This is a genomic window from Streptomyces sp. SAI-127 (genome assembly GCF_029894425.1).
Classification (GTDB): Bacteria; Actinomycetota; Actinomycetes; order Streptomycetales; family Streptomycetaceae; genus Streptomyces.
This window is the reverse complement of record NZ_JARXYJ010000001.1, coordinates 546,320-570,324: the sequence shown is the minus strand read 5'-3', so window position 1 is coordinate 570,324 and position 24,005 is coordinate 546,320. Positions and strand designations below refer to the sequence as shown.

The 24,005-nt window shown below is 69.7% G+C and carries 23 protein-coding genes and 1 pseudogene; 21 read left to right on the top strand and 3 right to left on the bottom strand.

The window, feature by feature from the left end; all coding sequences use genetic code 11:
• Positions 1-288 precede the first annotated feature (288 nt).
• A pseudogene (locus M2157_RS02830) lies at positions 289-517 on the top strand (hypothetical protein); the annotation flags it as partial.
• A gap of 41 nt (positions 518-558) precedes the next feature.
• Here the strand turns inward: M2157_RS02830 and M2157_RS02825 are convergent.
• Entirely contained in the window at positions 559-1,017 is a 459-nt protein-coding gene (locus M2157_RS02825; protein WP_280860166.1) for a MarR family transcriptional regulator, read from the bottom strand.
• A 91-nt stretch (positions 1,018-1,108) separates the two neighbouring features.
• Between M2157_RS02825 and M2157_RS02820 the strand changes: the two genes are divergently transcribed.
• Positions 1,109-1,957, top strand: coding sequence for an alpha/beta fold hydrolase (locus tag M2157_RS02820; RefSeq protein WP_280864294.1), 849 nt, complete (start codon positions 1,109-1,111; stop codon positions 1,955-1,957).
• Between the two features lie 645 nt (positions 1,958-2,602).
• Here the strand turns inward: M2157_RS02820 and M2157_RS02815 are convergent.
• Positions 2,603-3,349, bottom strand: coding sequence for a phosphotransferase (locus M2157_RS02815; RefSeq protein WP_280864293.1), 747 nt, complete (start codon positions 3,347-3,349; stop codon positions 2,603-2,605).
• Between the two features lie 434 nt (positions 3,350-3,783).
• Here M2157_RS02815 and M2157_RS02810 point away from each other — a divergent pair, with 434 nt between their 5' ends.
• The 4 genes from M2157_RS02810 (at position 3,784) to M2157_RS02795 (ending at position 8,010) form a co-directional block, all read left to right on the top strand.
• Complete coding sequence (locus M2157_RS02810) at positions 3,784-5,103, top strand: aminotransferase class I/II-fold pyridoxal phosphate-dependent enzyme (RefSeq protein ID WP_280860163.1); 1,320 nt, start codon at positions 3,784-3,786, stop codon at positions 5,101-5,103.
• A gap of 74 nt (positions 5,104-5,177) precedes the next feature.
• Positions 5,178-6,071 carry a dihydrodipicolinate synthase family protein gene (locus M2157_RS02805; RefSeq protein ID WP_280864292.1) on the top strand — a complete coding sequence of 298 codons (894 nt, stop codon included), beginning with the start codon at positions 5,178-5,180 and terminating at the stop codon, positions 6,069-6,071.
• Between the two features lie 2 nt (positions 6,072-6,073).
• Positions 6,074-7,330, top strand: a complete 1,257-nt coding sequence (locus M2157_RS02800; RefSeq protein ID WP_280864290.1) for an MFS transporter — start codon at positions 6,074-6,076, stop codon at positions 7,328-7,330.
• A 134-nt stretch (positions 7,331-7,464) separates the two neighbouring features.
• Complete coding sequence (locus M2157_RS02795; protein WP_280864288.1) at positions 7,465-8,010, top strand: PaaX family transcriptional regulator C-terminal domain-containing protein; 546 nt, start codon at positions 7,465-7,467, stop codon at positions 8,008-8,010.
• A gap of 145 nt (positions 8,011-8,155) precedes the next feature.
• On the opposite strand, the gene M2157_RS02790 is transcribed toward M2157_RS02795, so the two are convergent.
• Positions 8,156-8,803: a TetR/AcrR family transcriptional regulator gene (locus tag M2157_RS02790; RefSeq protein WP_280860157.1), complete on the bottom strand. Its 648-nt coding sequence runs from the start codon at positions 8,801-8,803 to the stop codon at positions 8,156-8,158.
• A gap of 180 nt (positions 8,804-8,983) precedes the next feature.
• Here M2157_RS02790 and M2157_RS02785 point away from each other — a divergent pair, with 180 nt between their 5' ends.
• From M2157_RS02785 to M2157_RS02715, 15 genes are all read left to right on the top strand, one after another.
• A complete protein-coding gene (locus tag M2157_RS02785; RefSeq protein WP_280864286.1) occupies positions 8,984-10,540 on the top strand; it encodes a bifunctional 3-(3-hydroxy-phenyl)propionate/3-hydroxycinnamic acid hydroxylase in 1,557 nt (518 codons plus the stop codon).
• The gene (locus M2157_RS02780; protein WP_280864285.1) at positions 10,537-11,625 is read left to right on the top strand and encodes an alpha/beta hydrolase; all 1,089 of its coding nucleotides are present in this window, start codon (positions 10,537-10,539) and stop codon (positions 11,623-11,625) included. The genes M2157_RS02785 and M2157_RS02780 overlap by 4 nt, the downstream gene beginning before the upstream one ends.
• Before the next feature lie 9 nt (positions 11,626-11,634).
• Positions 11,635-12,504 (top strand): dioxygenase, encoded by an 870-nt coding sequence (locus tag M2157_RS02775; RefSeq protein WP_280864283.1) that lies wholly within the window; start codon positions 11,635-11,637, stop codon positions 12,502-12,504.
• Positions 12,501-13,571, top strand: coding sequence for a maleylacetate reductase (locus M2157_RS02770; RefSeq protein ID WP_280864282.1), 1,071 nt, complete (start codon positions 12,501-12,503; stop codon positions 13,569-13,571). The genes M2157_RS02775 and M2157_RS02770 overlap by 4 nt, the downstream gene beginning before the upstream one ends.
• Positions 13,572-13,630: 59 nt before the next feature.
• The gene (locus M2157_RS02765; RefSeq protein ID WP_280863870.1) at positions 13,631-13,867 is read left to right on the top strand and encodes a hypothetical protein; all 237 of its coding nucleotides are present in this window, start codon (positions 13,631-13,633) and stop codon (positions 13,865-13,867) included.
• Entirely contained in the window at positions 13,864-14,175 is a 312-nt protein-coding gene (locus M2157_RS02760; protein WP_280864281.1) for a helix-turn-helix transcriptional regulator, read from the top strand. The genes M2157_RS02765 and M2157_RS02760 overlap by 4 nt, the downstream gene beginning before the upstream one ends.
• 691 nt (positions 14,176-14,866) lie before the next feature.
• Positions 14,867-15,463: a DUF1269 domain-containing protein gene (locus M2157_RS02755; RefSeq protein ID WP_280864280.1), complete on the top strand. Its 597-nt coding sequence runs from the start codon at positions 14,867-14,869 to the stop codon at positions 15,461-15,463.
• Between the two features lie 134 nt (positions 15,464-15,597).
• On the top strand, positions 15,598-16,716 hold the full coding sequence (locus tag M2157_RS02750; RefSeq protein WP_280864279.1) for a glycosyltransferase: 1,119 nt from the start codon (positions 15,598-15,600) through the stop codon (positions 16,714-16,716).
• 225 nt (positions 16,717-16,941) lie between these two features.
• Positions 16,942-17,748, top strand: a complete 807-nt coding sequence (locus M2157_RS02745) for an IclR family transcriptional regulator (protein ID WP_280864278.1) — start codon at positions 16,942-16,944, stop codon at positions 17,746-17,748.
• A 98-nt stretch (positions 17,749-17,846) separates the two neighbouring features.
• Positions 17,847-18,827: a PDR/VanB family oxidoreductase gene (locus tag M2157_RS02740; RefSeq protein ID WP_280864277.1), complete on the top strand. Its 981-nt coding sequence runs from the start codon at positions 17,847-17,849 to the stop codon at positions 18,825-18,827.
• A gap of 41 nt (positions 18,828-18,868) precedes the next feature.
• Entirely contained in the window at positions 18,869-20,080 is a 1,212-nt protein-coding gene (locus tag M2157_RS02735) for a cytochrome P450 (RefSeq protein WP_280860149.1), read from the top strand.
• 18 nt (positions 20,081-20,098) lie between these two features.
• Positions 20,099-21,184: an S-(hydroxymethyl)mycothiol dehydrogenase gene (locus M2157_RS02730; RefSeq protein ID WP_280864276.1), complete on the top strand. Its 1,086-nt coding sequence runs from the start codon at positions 20,099-20,101 to the stop codon at positions 21,182-21,184.
• On the top strand, positions 21,181-21,813 hold the full coding sequence (locus M2157_RS02725; RefSeq protein WP_280864275.1) for an MBL fold metallo-hydrolase: 633 nt from the start codon (positions 21,181-21,183) through the stop codon (positions 21,811-21,813). The genes M2157_RS02730 and M2157_RS02725 overlap by 4 nt, the downstream gene beginning before the upstream one ends.
• Before the next feature lie 565 nt (positions 21,814-22,378).
• Positions 22,379-23,371: an aldo/keto reductase gene (locus M2157_RS02720; protein WP_280864274.1), complete on the top strand. Its 993-nt coding sequence runs from the start codon at positions 22,379-22,381 to the stop codon at positions 23,369-23,371.
• Positions 23,372-23,962, top strand: coding sequence for a TetR family transcriptional regulator (locus M2157_RS02715; RefSeq protein WP_280860146.1), 591 nt, complete (start codon positions 23,372-23,374; stop codon positions 23,960-23,962).
• Positions 23,963-24,005: the final 43 nt, after the last annotated feature.

Sequence of the window (24,005 nt, the reverse complement as noted above, 5' to 3'; positions counted from 1 at the left end):
AGCTGGCGACGGTTGCCCACTAGGGAGGCAGCAAGCTCCCAGGCGTGACCCCACGGCTCCGCCAGGAAGCTCATGGGGAGAGTCTCCCAACGCTGCCTTCCCGAGGCGCCAGTAGAACTACGTAATCGAATACGTAGGTCCACCGGCCGGGGCGGGGCGGGGTAGCGGTCAGCCGTACCGTGAGCCGTTGCCAATCTCCCCTGTCGGATGGGCAGTTGGCCTGCGGACGGATGAATCCCCTGGTAGTTGGGCTTTGACCGAGAGAACCGTCTCCACCTTGGGCTTCGTATGCTTGTCTATCCATCCGGCGTCGACGTGTCCAGCTCTGCCCTGCGATTCCTCTTTGCCCGCCGACGCTCGCGAAGCCATGCGGGCCGCGTCGATGAGGGCGTATCTGATCCTGGACGGGACGCTTCTGCCGATCGACCGGATCGCCGCCGACTGTCCCTTCTGCTCGGGAAAACACAAGAAGCATGGCATGAACGTGCAGCCCATAGCCGACCCAAAGGGGCGTCTGAGCAGCTCTCGTCGGTCAGCAGGCCGTCAACCAGAAAGAGATCAATGAGGACCTCGCTGTGCGGCGACGGCCTCGTGCACGTTCAGTAGAAAGCGCTGGATAGTGGCCAGCTCTGTGTCGGAGAAGGTCCGCGTCCCAGCGACGACCTCCGTGATCAGCGGTCCGAAGAACGACTGTCCGAGGGTTACCGCACGTTCATCAACCTCGAGCAGCACGCGGCGTCGGTCGTGGCTGTCTCGTGTGCGCCGCACGTGGCCGAGCCTCTCGAGCCGGTCGACAAGGGCCGTGGTGCCCGCGGAGTTCAGGCCGAGCTGACGCCCGAGCCAGCCGGGCGTCGCGAGCGTGTGCGCCCGAGCGGCATCCAACAGGCAGATCAGGGCACGCAGGTCGGTCGGATGCAGGCTGTTTCGTTGCGCGAACTCGGCTCCGAGCAGGTCGAGTTCGATGGCGACGGCCCGTAGCTGATGCACGACCCGCAGTCCAGGCTCTTCTTCGTCCATGCCATTGCGCCCTTCCGTGATCGATCCAGTGTGCATAGTATCTCGCTCGACGAGATACTTGCTCAGTGACCTATTTTTCTGAGGGCGTCCCATGGCAGAAGATCCGACTCGCTTTCTGGCGGCATACGACGCCGTCTTGGACCGCTGGCCCGTGCCCGTCGACCTGATGGATTTGACGTCGGTGTACGGCACCACCCGCATCACCGCGTGCGGCCCCGTGGACGGGCAGCCGTTGGTGCTGCTGCACGGTGGCGGCGCCACCTCGGCCGTGTGGTTTGCCAACGTGGCCGACCTGAGCCGCACTCGGCGCGTCTACGCTGTCGACCGGATCGGCGAGGCAGGGCGCAGCCTGATCGGGGGCCGCGGGGTCCGGTCTGTCGACGACCTTCTCGACTGGCTGGACGGCGTACTCGACGGTTTGGGCCTGGGGTGCGCCGACCTGTGCGGGCACTCCTATGGCGGATGGATCGCCCTCACCTACGCGCTGCGTACGCCGCAGCGGGTCCGCAGGCTCGCTCTCCTCGATCCCACCCAGTGCTTCGCCGGGTACAAGGTCGGGTACCTGCTGCGCGCCCTACCGATGCTGATCCGGCCTACCGCCCAACGGGCCCGCGCGTTTCTTGCCTGGGAAACCCACGGCGCGGAAGTTGACCCCGCATGGCTGGACCTCTACGGGTTCGCCGCCGAATTTCCGCGCACGAAGGTCGTCGTGGGCAAACGCCCGAGGCCCCGGCAACTGCGGAGCTTGACGGTCCCGACGCTGGTGCTGCTTGCCGGGGACAGCAGGGCGCATGACATTCGGCGCGTCGAGGCTGCGGCGCGGCTGCACCTGCCACACGTCGACACCGCAGTACTTCCCGGCCTGTCGCACCACAGCATCCCGTTCGCCCGGGCCGCCGCGCTCAACAGCATGCTCCTGGACTTCCTCGGCAAGTCCTGAACCGGGGTGGGATGTTGCACATCATTCTTGGACTCAGCGTGGGTAGCCGTTCCAGCGAGATGAGCTGGGCGCCTAGGTCGTCGCTGGTGATGGACCCGGCTTGCGTCGTCGAAGTCGGTGATCGCGGCGGTGTCCGAGCCCGTACGCGTCAACGAACCGTCCGACGACTTGACGAGCGGGTGTCAGGAGTCGGTGACCATGAGGACAACCAGTTCGGTCGCTCCCGACGCTGCGACAGCTGCCAGTTCACCGTCCATCGTCTTCTCCTGGGTGAGTGGGGACCCGGTGTCTCATCGGGCGCGACAGGGGCAGAGTGCGGCTCTTTGCCTTTGTCCGACGTGAAGGTCGCCGGCGGATCGAACCGGCGTAGCGGGTCCTCGGCTGTCTCATGGCGGTTCTGCTTGATGATGTCGGAGAACTGTTTGGCAAGCATCGGCGGACCGACTCCTCGGTGCGGACGCGAGGCGGGTGGGCGGAGAACTCACCCTTCCGTCCTGGACCGGAGGGGCTGACAGATCTCGGATCCCCCGTCATCTGCCGACGACTGCGCACCGCACTTCGTGGAGAGTAGGGGCGGGCGATCGTCCCGGGCTTGGCCTGGTCGATGCGTCAAAACGCATTCGTAGCAGTCGGGGCCGCGCAGCCTCACATCCGGGATTTCAGCACGTCGACCTCACAGCCCGGCGCGAACGCGTCGAAGCCGTGCTCGATCAGCCAGCGAACCCCCAGCAGGCTTCGCAACGACCACCACGCGCGGATCAGGTCGAGGTCGACGTCGGTGCCGTAGCCGGCGATGACGTCGTCGAGGTGTTCCTCGTGTCCGAGCGTGAAGGTGGCGAGGTCGAACAGGGCGTCACCCTGGCCCGCCTCGGACCAGTCGATGATGCCGGTGACCTCGCCGCCGTCGACGAAGACGTGATCGATCTGCAGGTCGCCGTGCGTGAACGCCGGCGTCCACGGCCGGAGTGCGGCCTCGGCGACCTGGCGGTTGCGGGTGACCAGGTCGGCGGGCAGGACGCCGTTCTTCACGAGCAACTCGCACTCGCCGTCGAGTTCCGCCGCCAACTCGTCGGGATCCCGGCGGCGTCGGCCGCGCCAGGGCGGCAACGGTGCGTCGTGCAGCCTTCGGATGGCGGCGCCCGCCGCGGCCCACGCCGCCGGCGACGCGGTCGACGACTCGCCCAGGCGGCCGAGCGCCGTGCCCGGGACCGCGGTGATCGCGAGCACGGGCGGCTTGCGCCACAGGACCATTGGGGTCGGTACCGGCGCGAGGGCCATAGCCTCGACCTCGATGTCGATGCGTGCCTGATCGGTGTCCACCTTCAAGAACACGTCACCGATGCGCAGAGTCGCGCGCTCGGAATGGGCGACGACGACGTTGACCTCATTCATGGGCGACCAGTATCCCGGGGATGAGGGCTGACGTCGCCGGGTTTATCGTCACCGCCTCGGCGGTCGAGTGTCAGGGGCTGCACGATCAGTGGTATTCGAGACCGCCAGGAGATCGCCGACACAATCCGGCGCGGGGCTGCAGAGAAGCCCAGGGTGAGAGTGGATCACGACGTCGGAGCTCAGCTCGGGCCTCCCTCAGTCGAGATGGCCATCGGGTGGTTGGTCGCGTCTGCTTCGTAGCGTGCTGTCGCTGGTCAGGACGGGTGCGAAGCCATGAGGGGCTCGTCAGCGTCGGCTTGTGAGCAGTGGAGCTGAGCCGCTGAAGGCACGTCAAGTGGCTGCGCAGTGGGCCATGGACCCTGGCGGTCCGTAGTCATGATCCGTGTTTTGGCATAGGACAAAAAATGCTAGTGTCGGTGGACGGAGGTGACGACGTGCAGATCAGAGGGACTACTGCGGCTGAGATCGCAGGCAGTGTCCGGGACCAGGTTGCTGCGGGAGAACTGGCGCCACGGGCAGTGCTGCCGCCGGTGCGGGCGCTCGCCGCCGAGCTGGGGGTCAACCGGAACACGGTGGCCCTGGCGTACCGGCGGCTCGTTGAAGCCGGGGTGGCCGAGACCCGGGGGCGTGGCGGCACGGTGATCGCGGCGGTGCCGCAGCTGGCCCGTGAAGGCGTTGGCGTCGGGGGCGACGCGGTCGACCTGGCCAGTGGCAATCCCGATCCGGACCTGCTGCCCGACATCCTGGCGGCAGCCAGGGGCGGGCACTACCGCCATCCCCTGTACGGCGTGGCCGCGGTCGACGCGGGGTTGGCCGAGTGGGCCCGCGCCGACTTCGCCGAGGACATCGAGCAGCCGTTCAGGACGCTGGTGGTGCACGGAGCGGTCGACGCCACCGAGCGCCTCCTCAACGCCCACCTCACCCGCGGCGACACGGTGGCGATCGAGGACCCCTGCTTCCTGGCGAGCATCGGCACGCTGCGGTTGAACGGCTACCGGTCCGCGCCGGTCCAGGTCGACGGCGCCGGCATGCGTCCCGACGCCCTGAGGGCCGCACTGGAGGACGGTGCCCGTGCGGTCGTCTGCACGCCCCGCGCCCACAACCCGACCGGTGCGAGCCTCACAGAGGAACGGGCGGCCGACATCCGCGCGGTCCTGGCCGACCACCCTCAGGTCCTGGTGATCGAGGACGACCACTTCTCAGCGGTCTCCGCACGGCCGTACCACCGCATCACCCCGCCGACCACCGCGCGCTGGGCGCTGGTGCGGTCCGTGTCCAAGTTCCTCGGCCCGGACCTGCGTCTCGCTCTCGTCGCCACCGACGCCGACACCGCCGTGCGCCTGGAGGCCCGGTTGAGCGCCGGCACCACATGGGTCAGCCATCTGCTGCAGCACATCGTCCGCGAACTGCTGCTCGATCCCGGTGTCCTTGAACTCCATGAACGGGCCCGCGAGGCGTACGCACACCGCAGCGGCCTACTTGTCGACCGGCTGCACGCCCATGGCATCGAGGTCCCTCACCGGCCCGACGGGTTGAATGTATGGATCGAACTGGACGTGGACGGCCGGTCGGCGGTCGGAGCCCTGGCACAGCGGGGCTGGGCTGTCCGGCCCGGCCACCTCTTCGTCCGTGACCCCTCCACCCACCAGGGCGCCATCCGGGTCACCAGCTCCACGATCAGCGAGCCGCAGGCCGAGGCGTTCGCCGCCGAACTTGCCGCAGTCGTAACGGAACTGCGGACGACTGGCAGCTGACCACGACCGGTGCTTGCTCCCGTGAAGCCCTGTGAAGCCTGTGAAGCCCTATGAAATCCCTTGAAGGAGTCATCATGTTCCGCGGCCTGAGCGCCTTTCCCCTCACACCCACTGACGAGCGCGGCATCGACGACACGGCATACGCCACGCTCGTCGCTCGCCTCGCCGCCGTCGGCGTGGACTCGATCGGTGCGCTCGGCTCCACCGGCGGGTACGCCTACCTCACCCGGGAACAGCGCGCCCACGCTGCGAAGATCGCGGTCGAGGCCGCTGATGGCGTGCCTGTCATCGTCGGTATCGGCGCGCTGCGCACGGCCCATGTCCTGGCGCTGTCCGAGGACGCCCAGAAGGCGGGGGCTTCGGGTGTGTTGCTTGCTCCGATGACGTATCAGCCGCTCACCGAGGACGAAGTGTTCGGCCTGTACGAGGATGTCACCCGCGAACTGTCCGTGCCGCTGTGCGTGTACGACAACCCTGGCACCACACATGTGAACTTCACCGACGAACTGCACGGCCGGATCGCCCAGTTGCCGAATATCGGCTCGATCAAGATTCCCGGAGTGCCCGACGCCCCGGCGCAGGCCAAGGCCCGGGTCGACGCACTGCGGACGCTGATCCCGGAGACGGTCACCATCGGTGTGAGCGGCGACTACACGGCCGCCCGAGGGCTGAACGCCGGGTGCGACGCCTGGTACTCGGTCATCGGCGGTACGTTCCCACAGACCGCGCTCGCTCTCACTCGCGCCGCTCAGAACGGTGACGCCGATCGGGCGACGGACCTGTCCGACGAACTCGAGCCGCTGTGGGCACTGTTCCGCCGCCACGGCAGCCTGCGCGTCATGTCCGCTGCCGCTTCGCACCTCGGCCTGACGGGGGAGCCGAACCTGCCGCTTCCCCTGCGCGGGCTGGACGAGGCCGCACGTCAGGACGTCGTCGCCGTGCTGAGCGCCCTCAAGCTCACCGCCTGAGCATGCGCGCCGAGAACCATCGGACCACCGAGGCCGGGGCGAACGCGACGAGTGTGTCGACTCCGACGGATGGCCGCGGGGGAGGCCTGGTGCGCTACGTGGTCGCCGCGGCCCTGGCCCGCACCGCCGACGGGGGAGCGGTCGTCGCCGTCATTCTGCTCGTCACCTCGTCGGGCGGCTCGGGGACGCTCGCAGGTGCGCTCGGCGCGTGCATCACCGCACCACACCTGCTCGGCCCGTTCGTCGCCCGCCCGCTGGACCTGGCGCGGGACGGACGCAAGGTCATCGCGTCGGCCTGCTTGTTGTACGCCGCCGTACTCGCCACCGGTGTCCTGACGTATGCCCGTGTGCCCGCCCTGGTCACCGCGCTGCTGCTGGCCATGGCCGGTACCTGCGGCCCTCTGCTGACCGGCGGCATCAGCAGCCGGCTGCCCGCGATCGTCGGACCGGAGACGCGTACTCAGCGGCGGGCACAGGGCTGGGATGTGGCCACGTACGGCGTCGGTGGCACCGTCGGTCCGTCTCTTGTGGCGGCCCTGTCGGGCTGGGCCTCTCCCTCCGCTGCCGCTCTCGCTCTGGCGGGCGGCGCCGGTGTGGCGGCGGGTGCCGTGCTCCTTCTGCCCTACGCGCCCGCGGCCCACGGTGGGGACAAGGCTGCAGTTCTCAAGCCGGGGCCCACCCTGGCCCTTGTGGCTCGCACCGGCCAACTGCGGCGCACCGTCTACCTGACCATGATCGTCGCGCTCGGTGTTGCCGCGCTCCCGATCACCGCAGTTCACATGACCCAAGTCCTGGGTGTCACCACATCCACCGCGGCGGTGCTGACCGCCGCCTACGGGCTCGGCAACCTGGCCGGCTCGGCGGTGCTGATGGTCTTCCCGCTCACCGGCGATCCGGACCGCCTCATGCGCTGCCTCGCCCTGGGGGTCGTCGTCGGCCTCTGCATGGTCGCCGCGAGCCACGTCTTCCCCCTGTCCGTGGCGGCGTACGGGCTGACAGGTGTTCTCAACGCCCTGTTCTTCGCCTCCACTCTGGCTGCCCGCACCGAGTACGCGCCCGCTGGGGCACGCGCCCAGGTCTTCATCTGGGTGGCGGCCCTGAAAATCACGTCGGGGTCCGCGGGCACCGCCCTCGCCGGTTCTCTCACGGGTTTGGACGTCCGTCTTCCTCTGCTCCTCGGCGCCGCCGCGATTTCGGCGGCTGTCCTGGCGGCGACGCTCGAGAAACGGGCCGTAGGGAGCCTCACAGGTTCCCCCTGACCGAGCGGTGTTGCTCAGCCTCCGGTACTGGACCGGCGCAGGCGCAATCGCACGCCTCGCCGGACGGCACCCCTGCGGCCCGCGCGGAGCCCGTGCTCGGGACTCGGCACACCCCCCGCGGCGTCACGCCAGACGTGTCGCCCACGCCGTTCGACCACTCCGAGGACGTATGGACGATCTTGAACTGTCCGGTTCCGGAGAACCTGCGCAAGGTGCGTTACCAGCTCCACGGACGACTGACGTGGGCGGGCTTCGGCGCGGTCCAGGCCAACCTCTGGATCGCGCCCGGCCGAATCGACGTCGAGGAACTGCTGGACGACGTCTTCCCCGCGGAGGCACTCGGCCTCGTGCAGGCGTTCCATGGTGCCCCCACGGGACCCAGCAGCCCTGAACAACTGCTGCGCGCGGCCTGGGACCTGGAGGCACTGCGTGCGGCGCACCTCGGCTTCCTCGACCGCTGGGAAGCCGCGGACGCGGCGTCCGCCGAAGCCCTGCCCCAGCTCCTCCTGCTTCTCGACGACTGGGGACGACTGTTGCGCACCGACCCCGGACTGCCCGCCGCCTACCTGGACGAGGTCTGGCCTGCCGAGCGCTCCGCCCGGACATTCCAGCGCCTTGAGGCGCGACTCGGCCCGCTTGCAGACGAACAGCTTCTGCAGTTGATGGGTGCGCAGGGCTGAGCCGCCCCTTCTTCGGCAGCGGGCAGGAGTGCCGACGTAGGGCTTGATGTGAATCATCAATCACATTGAGGCGAGGCGGGGCTCACATGGGCCCCATCGCTCGCCAGGACTTGTGTGCGCACCTCATTGCGACGGCAGTCAGGCGTCAGTCGTTTTCCGGGGCGTCGAGGAGGTAGGAGACGACCGCTGTCTGTAGGTGGCTCCGCAGTGCGTTCCAGGGAAGTGGGCGGTCGGACTCCAGGAATTCACCCTGCGTCACGCGGTGCGCGATCGAGGCGTAGATCAGGCGGTAGGCGAAGTCGAGCGCGGCCTCGGGGTCCGTATGCGCGATGGGGGTGTGGCGCAGTGTCTCGGCGAAGTAGCGATTGCCCTCGATGCTGACGCGGGAGCCCTCGATCCGTACCGCTTCGTGCCGGGTGCCGAGCAGCAGGAAGACGCGCAACAGGGCTTCATGCGCCTGGAAGGCGTCGGTGACCGCACCGACCGCCTCGGCGACGGCCACGGCCGGATCGCGCAGGATCCGTAGCCGCTCCGGGGACATCCGTTCCATGATCTCGGCCTGGAGGTTGTCGGTGAAGGCGCGCTGGATGGCCAGCAGAAGTCCTTCCTTGTCGCCGAACCGGCGGTAAATGCTGCCGACCGCCATGCCGGCCCGCTCGGCGACCGCGGCCACGGTCAGCGCGTCCACTCCGCCCTCTTCGAGCAGCGCGTACCCGGCCTGCATGAGGTCCTGCTGTGAACGGCGACTGCCTTCCCGGAGGGCGGCAGGCCTGCGGGTGGGGGACTCGGTCATCTGCGCAGTTTATCGGCCGGGCTCTTGACGTCCATGTTGCCATTGTGTGAATCTCGCTTCACACCAAGTGTGAATCGTGATTCACGCAAGCTGCGGCGGACACCAAATGGTCGCGCCCCAGCCTCTCCCTTCCCACCACGACCCCTCGCAACGGCGCGGGGCTGTCTCTGGAGGCGTCTGATGGCTCCGCACTATGACATCGCCGTCGTCGGCTACGGTCCGACCGGACTCGCCGCGGCGTCCCTGCTCGGTCGGCTCGGCCACCGGGTGGTGGTGTGCGAGCGCTGGCCGACCCTGTACGGGCTGCCCCGGCTGACCCACATCGACGACGAGACCGCCCGCACCATCCAGGCGGCCGGCGATGTCGGCGAGGCGCTGCGCGACTCGTCCATGTGTCAGTACCTGTGGGTCAACGGCAAGGGCGAGACCCTCGTGAACATCCCGGCGAACCCCAGTGGTCCGATGGGGTATCCGGATCACATCTCCATGTACCAGCCGGATGTGGAGAGCGCGATCGACCAGCGGCTGCGCGGCTACGGCACGGTCGACGTCCGCCAGGGCTGGTCGGTCACCGGCCTCGGCCAGGACGACGACGGCGTGACCTTGCACCTGCGCGGCTGGAACGCCGACGCGTACACCGCCGACGGGCCGCACGCAGACGTCCGGGCCCGCTATGTGATCGCCGCCGACGGCAGCCGCAGCGGGGTACGCGAACTGCTGGGCGTGGAGCGGCAGGACTTCGGCTTCAACGAGCAGTGGGTCAACGTCGACGCCGAGTGGCTGCGTCCCCAGCCGCCGGAGTTCGCGTACGGCACCCAGTACTGCGATCCCGCCCGCGGGCACATGACCATCAACATCGGTCACACGCGTCAGCGCTTCGAGTTCGCCTTGCTGCCGGGCGAGACCAGCGAGGAGATGACCACTCCGGAGGCCGCCTGGCGACTCCTGCACGAGTACCACGACCTGGGTCCGGACGACGTGCGGATCACCCGGCAGCTGGTCTACGGCTTCGAGGCCCGCATCGCCACCCGCTGGCGGACGGGCCGGGTCTTCCTGGCCGGCGACGCCGCCCACACCATGCCCCCCTATCTCGGCCAGGGGGCGTGCAGCGGCCTGCGCGACGCCACCAACCTCGCCTGGAAACTGCACCTGACGCTCGGCGGCCAGGCACCGGACGCGCTCCTGGACACCTACGAGAGCGAGCGTCGCCCGCACGTCACGGCACTCACCCACGCGGCGATCGGCCTCGGCAAGGTCGCCAACACGCATGACGTCGAGGCAGCGGCGGCCCGGGACGCGGCCTTCTTCGCCGGCAAGGTGCCCCCGCCACCCCCGTTCCCGTCCCTTGCCCACGGAGTGCTGCGCCCGGGCACGGACGCGCCGACCGGCACCCTCACCCCGCAAGGCCGTATCGCTCTGCCCGACGGGCGCACCGGGCGCCTCGACGACCTGACCGGCTACGGCTTCACCCTGGTCACGGCCGAGGATCCCACCGCCGCCCTCGGCCCGGAGCGGCTCGCCCTGCTGGAGCTCCTGGGCTGCGCCGTGGTCGCCCTCGACACGGTCGACGACCTCGACGGACGGCACCGCGAGTACCTCCACCTGCTCGGCGCGGTCGCGTATCTGGCCCGCCCCGACTTCGTCCTGTTCGGCACCGCCGCCGACAGCACCGACATCGGCACGCTCGTCGACGCCCTCGACACCGCGCTGACCGCACCCATGAAGGTGATGGCATGACCGAGAAGCAGGAAACACCGACGCTGCCGCCGCTGGTCGCCGCCCAGCACCGGGCCATGCCCTTCACCCGGCTCACCGACTGCGGCATGGATCCCGCCGACGCCCGCCGCCTGCTGACCGACACCGCGGCCGGGACCCCGTGGCCGGACGCCGCCGCGGCCCTTGCGGAGGCGCAGCTCGAACGAGCCCGACGCGCACAGGAGTCGGGACACCGCACGACCGCCCGGCAGGCATACCGGTTCGCCGCCGCGGCCCTGATGTTCGCGCAGATGGCGTACCAGACCGACACCCCGGAGAAACGGGAGCTGTACGCCCGGCACACGGCCGCCGTCGCGGCTCTCGCGCCCGAGGTGCAGCGCGTGGAGATCCCGCACCGCGACGGCGTTCTCGGCGGCTGGCTGTGCCTGCCGGCCGGCACACCCCGGGCCACCGTGGTCGCGTGGGGTGGGCTCAGCAGCTGGGGAGCGGCGTATCTGCCGGTGGCTGACGCGTACACCGCGCGCGGCCTGGCCTGTCTGCTGGTGGAAGGGCCCGGCCAGGGCGAGTCACGGCTGCGCCACGGGCTGTACGTCGACGAGCAGGTCATCGAGGGCTTCGCCCGCTTCGTCGACCTGGTCGAGGCCGATCCCCGCCTCGGCGGCCCGATCGGCGTCCAGGGCATCAGTTTCGGCGGTCTGTTCGCCGCCCATCTGGCCGCCGCGGACTCGCGCGTCGCCGCGGTGGTCGTCAACGGTGCTCCGGCGGTACCGACCGTCCCGGAATTCCGTACCGCCCGCGAGCAGCTGTCAGCCGTGGTCGGCACGGACGACCTGGGCCGGGTGACGGAGGTCATGGACAGCCTGCGCTTTCACCCGGACAAGCACCGCATCACCTGCCCGCTGCTCCTGCTGCACGGCGGCCAGGATCCCCTCGCCCGCTACGAGGACCAGGAGCCGTTCCTGCGCGCCGCCGACCCCGCCGCCTCCACGGTGCGGATCTGGCCCGACGGCGAGCACACCCTCTACAACCACGCGGCCGAACGCGACGCGCTCACCGGAGACTGGTTCACCGACCACCTCGTCGGCCGGGGCACCTCCGAGAGTTAGGAACGCCAGGTGGACTTCACCGTCGAGACCGCCACCGACGCGGTGGTGGACAGTTTCCGGGAGACCAAGGACCAGCGGCTGCGGCAGATCATGGAAAGCCTCACCCACCACCTCCACGACTTCGTGCGGGACATCGAACCCACGATGGAGGAATGGGAAGCCGCGATCGGGTTCCTCACCGCCGTAGGCCAGACATGCGACGACACCCGCCAGGAGTTCGTCCTGCTCTCCGACGTCCTGGGGATCTCCATGCTCGTCGAAACCCTGAACGGGGCCGAGCACGGCACCGAGAGCACCGTCCTGGGCCCCTTCCACATGACCGCCTCGCCGCACCGTGAACTCGGCGACACCATCGACCTGCTGGGCACCGGCCACCCATGCGTCATCTCCGGCCGGGTGATGAGCTCCGACGGCACACCTCTGCCCGGTGCCGAACTCGACGTCTGGCAGTGCACTGAGGACGGCTTCTACGACGTGCAGCAGCCCGACGTCCAGCCACCGGGCAACGGGCGCGGTCTGTTCCGTACGGACGACGAGGGCCGCTTCAGGTTCCGCAGCGTCGTCCCCTCGCACTACCCGATCCCGACCGACGGCCCGGTCGGCAGCCTGCTCCGCGCCACCGGCCGGCATCCCTACCGGCCCGCCCATGTGCACTTCATCGCGCGTGCCGACGGCCATCAGCCGGTCACCACCCACGCGTTCGTCGCGAACAGCCCGTACATCGACTCCGACGCGGTCTTCGTCGTGAAACGCGGTCTCATCACCGACTTCACCGAGTCGCCTGACGAGCGGGACGCCGAACGCTTCGGCTTGACGGTGCCTTTCACCCATGCCACGTTCGACATCGTCCTGGCCACAGCACCGGAGGCCACGCCATGACCACCCAGCAGCCGAGTTTCACCTACGAAGCCTTGCCCATGAGGGTGGTCTTCGGTGCCGGAAGCATGGCGCAGATCCCGCAGGAGGCGGAGCGACTCGGCCTGCGCAGGCTGTTGGTGCTGTCCACGCCGGCGCAGGAGAAGCTCGCCGAGCAAGCCGAGACGCTGCTCGGAGAAGCCTGCGTCGGCCGCTTCACCGAAGCCCGGATGCACGTGCCCGCCGACATCGCCGCGGCGGCCGTCAAGGCCGCGCGTGAGACCGGCGCGGACGGCTGTCTGGCCATCGGCGGCGGCTCCACGATCGGCTTGGGCAAGGCGATCGCCCTGGAAACAGGGCTGCCCGTGATCAGCGTCCCGACCACCTACGCGGGCTCCGAGATGACCCCCATCTGGGGCGTGACCGAGAACGGCCGCAAACGGACCGGACGCGACCGTTCGGTCCTGCCGCGCAGCGTGGTCTACGACCCCGAGCTCACCCTCGGTCTCCCTGTCGGCATGTCGGTGACCAGCGGCTTCAACGCCGTCGCCCACGCCGTCGAAGCCCTGTACGCCCCCGACGCCTCACCGATCATCTCCCTGATGGCCGAGGACGGTGTCCGTTCCCTGGCCGCCGCCCTGCCCACCATCGTCGAGGACCCTCTGGGCCTTCAGGCGCGGTCGGACGCACTGCGGGGGGCCTGGCTGTGCGGCGCCTGCCTGGGGGCCACCACGATGTCGCTGCACCACAAGCTCTGCCACATCCTCGGCGGCACCTTCGACCTGCCCCACGCCGAAACCCACACGGTCCTGCTCCCGTACGTCGCCGCCTTCAACCTCCCGGCGGCACCGGCGGCCGAACAGGCGCTACGCCGTGCCCTGGCCACCGACGACGTGCCGGGACACCTGGCCCGGACGAGCGTCGAGCTCGGTGCCCCGCGCTCCCTCGCCGACCTCGGCCTGACCCAGGGCGACGTGGACGAAGTCATCGGCCAGGCAGTGGGCCGGCCTTACGCCAACCCGCGCCCGGTCACGTCCGACGCCCTTCGCTTTCTGCTCACGGCAGCGTTGAACGGCGCCCTCGCGCCCTGACCAACATCGGAGTGACCCGGCCGCCCGAGCATCTCCTACCGGTCCGCCCGGTGGTGACCATGCTCACCGACTCCCTGGCCGCCGTGGTCGATGGCCTGCGGCAAAGTGACACAGGCGACCAGCCGTCCGAACCGGGCGACGGCGTCTGGGCCATGACCGTTCCCGATTCCCCAGGTGCGCCGTTCGTGTCCGTCAACAGCGGTCTGCTACGGCGTCCCGGGGCCGACGGGGTCTTGCTGAGCGATCTCATCCGCGCCACGGTACGGTCTCGGCCGTTGCCGACGACGACCTTGTGATCCACGCACAGCAACTGCTCGAAGTGCGTCTGACACGGTCCGGCACCGCGACCCAAGCCCTCTGTCGGCCTTGCGCTCGTCCCGGCGGACTTTCTCTCCGCGAAGTCCAGGTCCTGGCCGAACTGACCCGCGGCCGCACGAACCGCGAGATCGCCGGCAACCTGTCGATCGCAGTGCGCACGGTCGTCACGCACATCGAGCACATTCTCGCCAAACTGGACCTTCCCAATCGCGCCGCAGCAGCCGCCCGAGCGGCCGCTTGGGGACTTGAACCGATCCCGGGGCACAGCAACAAGAGCACGCCTTGAACCAGTTCGGATGAGGGAGGAGCGAAGCGCGCGGGCTCATACCTGCGCCAGTGGGGGCCCGAGGGGAGGCGCCTCTCAAGGATGAGACTTCCCCGCCAGGGACCGGCGCTCGAGTCAGCCTGTCGCTCGCCGACACGATCACCGCCGCCCGTAGCCGCGAATTGGTGATGGGGCGCCCCGAGCCGTTGCTCGTCTCTTCCATGTCACTCCTGACTTCGTTGCCGGGTCCCGTCCGGTGCCGGATGCCGGGCGCTCGTGGATGTGCCGCGCGTTCTCGTCGAGTTCGGCTCGTTCGGCGACGGTGGCGATGACCGATGGGGAGACGAGTTGGTTTGAGCCAGTCGGCGTGCCGCTGGAGCTGGGTGACGAGTTGGTCGCGGACGGGGCTGAGGGGCGGGCGAGCGAAGGCGGACGCTGCGCGCGAGCGTGTCGACGAAGAGGGTCTGCTGGTCCGGACCAGCGTCGGTGGACGGTGGCGCGGTTGAGGCCGGCCCGTTGGGCGACGGAGCGTGGGTGAAGTGGCGGCGGTCACCTCTCTTCCTCCCGCGCGATCTGTGAGACTTATTGACTCACAACCATCTTCGATACATACTGTCTCACAGATGGGGCGGAGGTCCCGTGCAGGCGGGTGCCGCTGCCGCCCACCGTCATCTAGGGGCCCGTTGCGGCTCTGTCGACCGAGGGAGAGCTCATGTCCGTGAACGAGAACGCCGTTGCCCTGCGCTTCGCCGACCGGGCCGCCGCGTATCAGGCGCTCAGTGAACTGAAGTACCTCAGCCCCGCCACGACCGAGGTCCGTGCCGCCGTCCTGGTCGAGCGCCTCCAGGACGGCGCGGTGCGCGTCCCCGAGGGCATGGACGGCGAGGAGGGGAGGAACACCGCGGTCGGCGGGCTGGTCGGCTCGCTCGTCGGCATCCTCGGCGGACCCCTCGGCGTGCTGATGGGCTGGGGCGTCGGCGCGCTGATCGGGGGAGGCCACGACTACAAGCGGGCCGAACAGGCCGCCACTGCCGTAGGCGTCTTCGCCCAGCAGGTACCGCCGGGCGGCACGGCCATCCTGGCCGAGGTCAGGGAGTCCGACACCCAGTCCCTGGACCAGCTGGCCATACGCTACGACGCCGTCCTCGAACGCCGCCCCGCCGACTCCCTCCGCACCGAACTGAAAGCCATGGAAGAAGCCGCCGAGCAGGCGAGGAAGGAGCAGGCGCGGCAAGAGCGGGACCGCAAGCGCGAGGAGCGGAAGGCGCGGCACGGCGCCTCGACGCACATGCAGGCGGCCACCGCGTAACCGGGGCGGGCCCATGGATGCGAGGCAACTCCCCTCGGCCCCGCTTGGTGAGGGCGGGCCCCCTCGCCCGCCCTCACCCGCCGGGCCGTGAGATGACACCGCCACCCTTCACCCCCCCACGAGGAGTACACGTAATGCGAATCCTGTTCAGCGCCCCGGGCTCGGCCGCGCATGTCTTCCCCATGGTCCCGACCGCCCAAGCCCTGCGGTCGGCCGGTCACGACGTCCTGTTCGCCGGGCAGGCCCCGGTCACCGTGCTGAGGCCGACCGGGTTTCCCCTGGTCGAGGTGGGCGACGGAACCACCACGGCCGAGATCTTCGCTCGCTTCAGCACGAACGGGCCGAAGGAGCTCACGCAGGAGGAGATCAACCGCCTCGCCGTGATCGGCTTCACCGAGCACAGCCGGTCCGCCCTGGACGACCTGGTCCGGCTGGCCGAGACGTGGCGGCCGGACATGATCGTGCACGCCACGATGCAAGGTACGGCGCCACTCGTCGCTGCCGCGCTGGGCATCCCCACAGTGGTCCACAACTTCGGTGTGACCGCGGGCCTGCCCTACGTCGAAGGAATGGCCGCCGAGCTGGCCGACGAGTACCGGGCCCGCGGGGTGACCGGGCCGCCCGAACGCACCGTGCTCGACGTGGTCCCCGCCTCGCTCGGCGGCGACGGCACGGGCTGGCGGGTCAGGTACGTGCCGTTCAACGGCGGCGGCCCGGTGCCGGCGGACCTGGTCGCGCGCGGCGGGCGGCAGCGGGTCGTGGTCACGCTCGGCACGGCGCTGTCGCGGACGGCAGGCGCGCGGTACGTCGACCGGCTGATCGAACAGGCGGCCACGGTGGACGCCGACTTCCTGCTCGCCCTCGGCGGCGCCGACCTCGCGCCGCTGGGCGAACTGCCGCCCAACGTAAAGCCGTTGTCGGACTGGGTGCCGCTCGCCCAGCTGCTGGCCGGCTGCGACGCCGTGGTCCACCACGGCGGAGCGGGCACCATGATGGCCGCGGCGGCCGTCGGCATCCCGCAGCTGTTCCTGCCGAGTGGTGCCGACCACTTCACCAATGCCGCGGCTGCCACTGCGCAGGGCTTCGCCCTGCGCGCCGAGCCCCAGGTGGTGGACGGCGACCTGCTCGACACCCTCCTGAACGACGACGCCCTGCGCAAGGCCGCCCTTGCCATGCGTGACGAGATCGCCGGGCTCCCCTCCCCGGCCGACCTGGTGGGCGACATCGAGGACCTGACGACGGCAGCGCGCTGAGCACCGTGTCACCTCCCGCCCTGGCTGCCGACCGACATGCTGGCGGCCGATGCACAGCGTTGGGCCCAGCGCTGCTACGACGATGACCGCGCCGAGGGTGCGGTTCGGCTGCGCCACCGCTTTGTGAAGCTGTCCGAGGGGTGCCCACGATCAGGATGTGGACCACTACGCGGGCGCGTGCACCATAGGGCTTGACCTGTCTGGAAGGCGTCCGGTGATGGCCAGGTGAGGACACAACACGGCGAGTCGGTTCTGGCGAGGACGGTGCGGATCCTTGACGCGTTCACGCCCGAGGAGCCCGCCCTGACCGTCTCGGAGATCTCCCGGCGTTCCGGGCTGCACGTGGCGACCGCGTCGCGTCTGGTGGCCGAGCTGGTGTCGTACGGCTGCCTGATCCGGGACGACGACCGCCGGGTGCGGATCGGTATGCGCCTGTGGGAGTTGGCCACACGAGCCTCGCCCACCCTGTCGCTGCGCAACGCGGCCATGCCGTTCATGGAGGGTGTCCACGACGTCGTCGGCCACCACGTGCAGCTCGGTGTGCTGGACGGTGACGAGGCACTGTTCCTGGAGCGGCTGACAGCACCGGGTGCCGTCATCAACTACACCCGCGTCGCGGGGCGCCTGCCGCTGCACGCCTCCTCCATCGGCCTGGTCCTCCTCGCCCACGGGCCTGCTGACCTGCGCCGACGGGTGCTTGACGGATGCCTGCACCGCTATACCCCGAATACCCCCGCCACCGCCGCGCGGCTGCGGGCCGTTCTGGCTGATGTACGGCAGCAGGGTTACGCGTACTGCCCGGGGTATGTGCATCTGGAGGCCCTGGGCGTGGCAGCGCCGGTACGTGACGCGCGTGGTGAGGTAGTGGCCGCTCTGGCGGTGATCGTCCCCAACGCGTCGGAGGCCTCCTCCGTCGTGCCCGTGGTGCGGACGGCGGCACGCGGTGTCTCCCGTGCGCTCGGGGCACCGGTTGGTCCGAGGCGGGGCCGAGAGCCCGGTGACTCACGCGACGGTAGAACAACGGCCGTATGAGCCGGCGGATGTTCGTCTCTCATTGATTGAGAATGCCGTCGCGCTCGTCCGTCGTCGCCCTGCATCCTGCGTGCAACCCAACGACGGGAGGCGACAACGTGGTCGGAACCAGTGCGCTGGCGGATGCAGGTCCCGGTGTCGGTCCGGGACTGACGGTCTCCGCGAAGGAGCACGTCGCCGAGGGCGTCGTATCACTCACCCTCACCCACCCCGGCGGGGCACGGCTGCCGGACTGGACGCCGGGGTCCCACATCGACCTCGTGCTGCCGGACGGGACGACCCGGCAGTACTCGCTGTGCGGCGACCGATGGGACGCGCACACCTACCGGATCGCCGTGCTGCGGGAGCCCGTGGGCCGGGGAGGGTCCGCCTACGTGCACGACCGGTTGAGCCCAGGGGACCTCGTCGGGGTCGGCGGCCCGCGCAATCACTTCCCCCTCGTCCCGTCGGAGAAGTACCTCTTCATCGCGGGCGGCATCGGCATCACGCCGCTGCTGCCCATGGTGCGGCAGGCCGAACTGCTCGGTGCGGAGTGGCAGTTGCTGTACGGCGGGCGTACGCGGTCATCAATGGCCTTTCGCGAGGAACTGACGGCGGCCTACGGCGAGCGGGTCCACGTCGTCCCGCAGGACGAACTCGGGCTGCTGGACCTGGAGGCCTGGCTGGGCACACCGCGGCCGGACACCAAGGTGTACTGCTGCGGCCCCGCCCCGCTGCTCGCCGCCGTCGAAGCGGCCTGCGCCGCCTGGCCGCCGTACGCCCTGCGCACCGAGCGCTTCACCGCCGCCGCGCAGACCCCGCCAGTCCGCAAGACGCCCTTCAAGGTAGAACTGCGGCGCACCGGACGCACGGTCACCGTCACTCCGGACGTGTCCGTGCTGGAGGCGGTGCGCAGGGCCGGCGTGGGCGTGCTGTCCTCCTGCGAACAGGGCACCTGCGGCACATGCCTGACGCCCGTGTTGGAAGGGCGGCCGGACCACCGGGACTCGGTGCTGGCCGACCACGAACGGACCGCGAACGACTGCATGTTCCTGTGCGTGTCGCGCTCCTGCGGCGACCGTCTCGTCCTCGATCTGTGAGACCGACCTCTGCTCGCTGAAACCTTCTCGAAGGAGCCGTGATGACCGAGGCACTGGAGCATTCCGTCGTGCCGCCCGTAAGTGACGTCGACCCGTTCGCCCACGACGTCCTGTTGGACCCCGAACCGCTGCACGAGGCGCTGCGCGATACCGGTCCGGTCGTGTACCTCTCCCGCCATGACGCGTACGCCCTGGCCCGCTACGAGCAGGTGCATGCCGCACTGGTGGACTGGCAGCACTTCGAGTCGGGCTCGGGCGTGGGCCTGGCCAATTTCCGGCACGAGGAGCCGTGGCGGCCGCCGAGCCTGCTGCTGGAGGCGGACCCGCCCCGCCACGACGCCCCGCGCCGGGTGCTGCGGGAGATCCTCGCCCCACCCGCCTTGCGCCGCCTGCGCGAGACCTGGAACAACGTGGCGGAGGAACTCGTCGAGCAAGTCCTCGCTCAAGGAGCCGAGTTCGACGGCTTCACGGCGCTGGCGGAGGCGTTCCCACTGCGCGCTTTCCCTGACGCGGTGGGCCTCGGGCCGGACGGCCGGGAGAACCTCCTGCCGTACGGCAACATGGTCTTCAACGCCTTCGGCCCTCGCAACGACCTCGTCAAGGCGGACGCCCACCGGTTGTCCGAGCTGTCGGCATGGGTCAATGCCCAATGCCGGCGGGAGGCGTTGAGCGAGGACAGCTTCGGAGCTGCCATCTGGGCGGCTGTCGACCGTGGAGATCTGACACACGAGCAGGCACCGGTGGTGGTGCGCTCCCTGCTCTCGGCCGGCGTCGACACCACCGTGCATGGTCTGGCAGCCTGCCTGTACGCCTTCGCCACCCATCCCGAGGAGTGGCAACGTCTGCGGGAGCGGCCGGAGTTGGCCCGCGCCGCGTTCGACGAGGCGGTCCGCTGGCAGTCACCGGTGCAGACCTTCTTCCGCACCGCCACCACAGACGTCACCATCGCCGGCACGGTCGTCCCGGCGGGCGCGAAGATCCTCATGTTCCTCGGCGCGGCCAACCGCGACCCGGACCGCTGGAGCGACCCCGACCGCTTCGACCCCACTCGAGACCCCTCCGGCCACGTCGGCTTCGGCATGGGCATCCACCAGTGCATCGGCCAGCATGTGGCCCGCCTGGAGGCCGAGGCGCTGCTGACCGCGCTGGCCGGCCGCGTCGAGCGGTTCGAGCTGACCGGCACTCCGCGCCGCCACCCCAACAACACCCTGCGCTCCTGGGCGTCTCTGCCCCTGGGCGTCCAGCCCGTTTGAGCAGGAGGGAATCCAGCAATGGCCCAGCAGGTACGAGGCGTCGTCGCGAGGGCGAAGGGCGAGCCGGTCGGCATCGAGACGATCGTGATCCCCGACCCGGGGCCGGGGGAGGTGGTGGTACGGATCCAGTCGTGCGGGGTCTGCCACACCGACCTCCACTACCGCGATGGCGGCATCAACGACGAGTTCCCCTTTCTGCTCGGCCACGAGGCGGCCGGGATCGTCGAGTCGATCGGTGAAGGCGTGCCCGACGTGGAGCCCGGCGACTTCGTGATCCTCAACTGGCGTGCCGTGTGCGGCCAGTGCCGGGCCTGTCTGCGTGGCCGGCCCTGGTACTGCTTCGACACCCACAACGCCCGGCAGAAAATGACCCTCACCGACGGCACTGAGCTGTCCCCGGCCCTGGGCATCGGTGCCTTCGCCGAGAAGACCCTGGTCGCGGCCGGACAGTGCACCAAGGTCGACCCGGCCGCGTCGCCGGCCGCAGCAGGCCTGCTGGGCTGTGGCGTGATGGCGGGCATCGGCGCGGCGATCAACACCGGTGCGGTCACCCGTGGTGACTCCGTGGCCGTCATCGGCTGCGGGGGAGTCGGCGCCGCAGCCGTGGTGGGTTCCCAGCTGGCGGGTGCGTCGAGGATCATCGCGGTGGACATCGACGACCGCAAGCTGGCCACTGCCGCATCCTTGGGCGCCACACACACCATCAACTCGCGGGAAACGGACCCGGTGGAGGCCGTACGCGAACTGACCGGCGGCTTCGGCGCGGACGTGGTCATCGACGCCGTAGGGCGCCCGGAGACATACCGGCAGGCCTTCTACGCCCGCGACCTGGCCGGCACGGTCGTCCTCGTCGGCGTACCCGCGCCCGAAATGAAACTCCAACTGCCACTGCTGGACGTCTTCGGCCGCGGCGGGGCGCTGAAGTCCTCCTGGTACGGCGACTGTCTGCCCTCACGAGACTGCCCGTTGCTGATCGATCTGTATCTCCAGGGGCGTCTGGACCTCGATGCGTTCGTCAGCGAGACGATCGCCCTGGAGGGCGTCGAGGACGCCTTCGCCCGGATGCACAAGGGCGACGTGCTCCGCTCAGTTGTCGTTCTGTGACGGCCGCCCGCATCGAGCACCTGGTCACGTCCGGCACCTTCAGCCTGGACGGCGGCACCTGGGACGTCGACAACAACGTGTGGATCGTGGGCGACGACGACGAGGTGATCGTCATCGACGCCTCTCACGACGCCGGTGCCATCGGCGCCGCCGTCGGAGACCGGCGGCTACGGGCCATCGTGTGCACCCATGGCCACGACGACCACATCGGCGCCGCTCCCGCGCTGGCCGACGCGACCGGTGCGCCGATCCTGATCCATCTCGACGACCGGCTGCTGTGGAAGCACACCCACCCGGACCGGAACCCTGACGGCTACCTCTCCGACATGCGCCGACTTCGTGTGGCCGGCTTTGAACTGACCGTGCTGCACAGCCCCGGACACACGCCTGGCGCAATCTGTCTGCACGCTCCGTCACTGGGTACCGTCTTCACCGGCGACACCCTGTTCGCCGGCGGACCGGGGGCCACCGGGCGGTCGTACTCCTGCTTCCCGACGATCGTCCGTTCCATCCGTGACCGGCTGCTGGTGCTGCCGCCGGAAACCGTGGTCCGCACCGGCCACGGCGAGTCGACCACCATCGGAGCCGAGGCCCCGCACCTGCAGGAGTGGATCGCCCGAGGCCACTGAGTCCGGCGAACCCGCCGCCTCCGCCGGATGGCAGGACGCCACACGAGGCCGACCATCTGCTGTGGGGTCGGACCATCAGGCGCGGAGCGAGGTTACAGACGTGCGGGCACCGAGCCCCAGGCGTCGGGTGACCAGCCGCGTCAACCGAGGGCTGCCCGACTTCGATCAACTGTGTTTGACGGGTTACAAGATTTGAATTCTGTAACCCCAATATTGTAGGGTCGCAGCATGGACGCACGAGTCCCAGGAGCCGCCACGGGTGGCGCGACGGCCCTCTCGAGCAAGTGGGCCAGGTGGCGCAGCTCTCGACCTCGTCACAGGGGAAACCCGCTTCCGGGGCAGGGGGGCCACCAATGCGCTGCCGGACTAGCCGTACCCTCGGCGCCGGCCTTCGCCTCCTCGCCGCCGTTGCGCGCCTGCTGGTGCGCGGTTGGAGCTGGTGGCCGGTGTTGTGGACGCTCCTGTGTCGCACCAAGGGGGAGCGTCGGTACTCCGGCCGTTGGCACGACAGTTCAGCCACACAGCCAGGCTTGAGTACATGTTCGTTCACCGGGAGGTAGGAGTCATGGAAACACGGCAGCTGGGGGCCGGTGGTCCGCGTGTCTCGGCGTTCGGTCTGGGTTGTATGAGGATGTCGAACAGCACCGCTGCGGCAGATGAAGCGGAGGGCATTGCGACGATCCGTGCCGCCCTCGATGCGGGAGTCACCCTCCTGGACACTGGTGACTTCTACGGAACAGGCCACAATGAGGAGTTGATCCGCCGGGCGTTGTCCGCCGAGGGCCGGGAGAAGGCCGTTCTCAGCGTGAAGTTCGGCACGATGACGGACCCTGATGGGCACTTCGGCGGCATGGACGGGCGCCCGCAGGCGGTGAAGAACTATCTGGCCTACTCGCTGCAGCGACTCGGCACCGACCACGTCGACGTCTATCGCCCGGGCCGCCTCGATCCGACGGTGCCGATCGAGGACACGATCGGGGCCATCGCCGAGATGGTTCAGGCCGGGCATGTGCGTGCGATCGGACTGTCGGAGGTCGGCTCGGAGACGATCCGGCGGGCTCATGCGGTTCACCCGATTGCCGATCTACAGGTCGAGTACTCCCTGTTCAGCCGCGGCATCGAGGGCGGCGTCCTGGACACCTGCCGGGAGCTGGGCATCGCCGTCACGGCCTACGGGGTGCTCTCCTACGGGCTGCTGAGCGGCAACTGGACGCGGCAGGCCCCCTCACCGACCGACCTTCGGGCGTTGATGCCGCGCTTTCAGGACGGCAACGTGGAGAGCAACCTCAAGCTGGTCCAGGCACTTCACGAGATCGCCGACGCCCGCGGAGCCACGGCGGCACAGTTGGCCATTGCCTGGGTGCTCGCGCAGGGCCGCGGGCTGGCTGACATCGTCGCCATTGTCGGGTCGCGCACGCGCCGGCAGCTGGCCGAGGCGCTGCCGGGGGCCGGACTGGTCCTGACCGAGGAGGAGCTGGAAGCGATCGAACAGGCGGTGCCGATCTCCGCGGTCGCCGGCAACCGCGGAGCGCTGGGCATGAGGGACGGGGAGCGCTGAATGCGTTCACGCACGACGCTGGACGCCGAGACCATCCTGGCCGCCACCGAGGACGTGCTGCGCCGCTACGGGCCGGAGAAGGCGACGGTGCTGGACGTGGCGCGCGCTCTGGGGGTCAGCCACGCCAGCGTCTACAAGCACTTCTCGTCCAAGGCGGCACTGCGCGAAGCCGTCACCCGGCGCTGGATCAGCCGCGCGCACGGCAGCCTCGCGGCGGTCGCGGCCGACACCGGTTCCGCAGCGCCCGAGCGGCTGCGCGCCTGGCTCACCGCGCTGTTCGCCTCCAAACGGGCGGTGACGTCCGAGGACCCGCAGCTGTTTGCCACGTACCGGGTCCTGGAGGCCGAGCACAGCGGCGCGGTCGCCGACCACATAGCCGACCTGATCGAGCAACTGCGCGTCATCATCGCCGACGGGGTCGGCAGCGGGGACTTCACCTCGGCCGACCCTGCCGCGACGGCGCGGACCGTCTTCGAAGCCACCATTGGCTACCACCACCCCGTCCACGCCGCCCGGTGGCAGGCCCCCGGGGCGGACGCCGCCTTGGAGGCCCTGTGCACCCTCCTCCTCGACGGACTGCGTTCACGCTGACCCCCCACTACTGTCCCCGACCAGCGGTCTGACCGGCGCCACG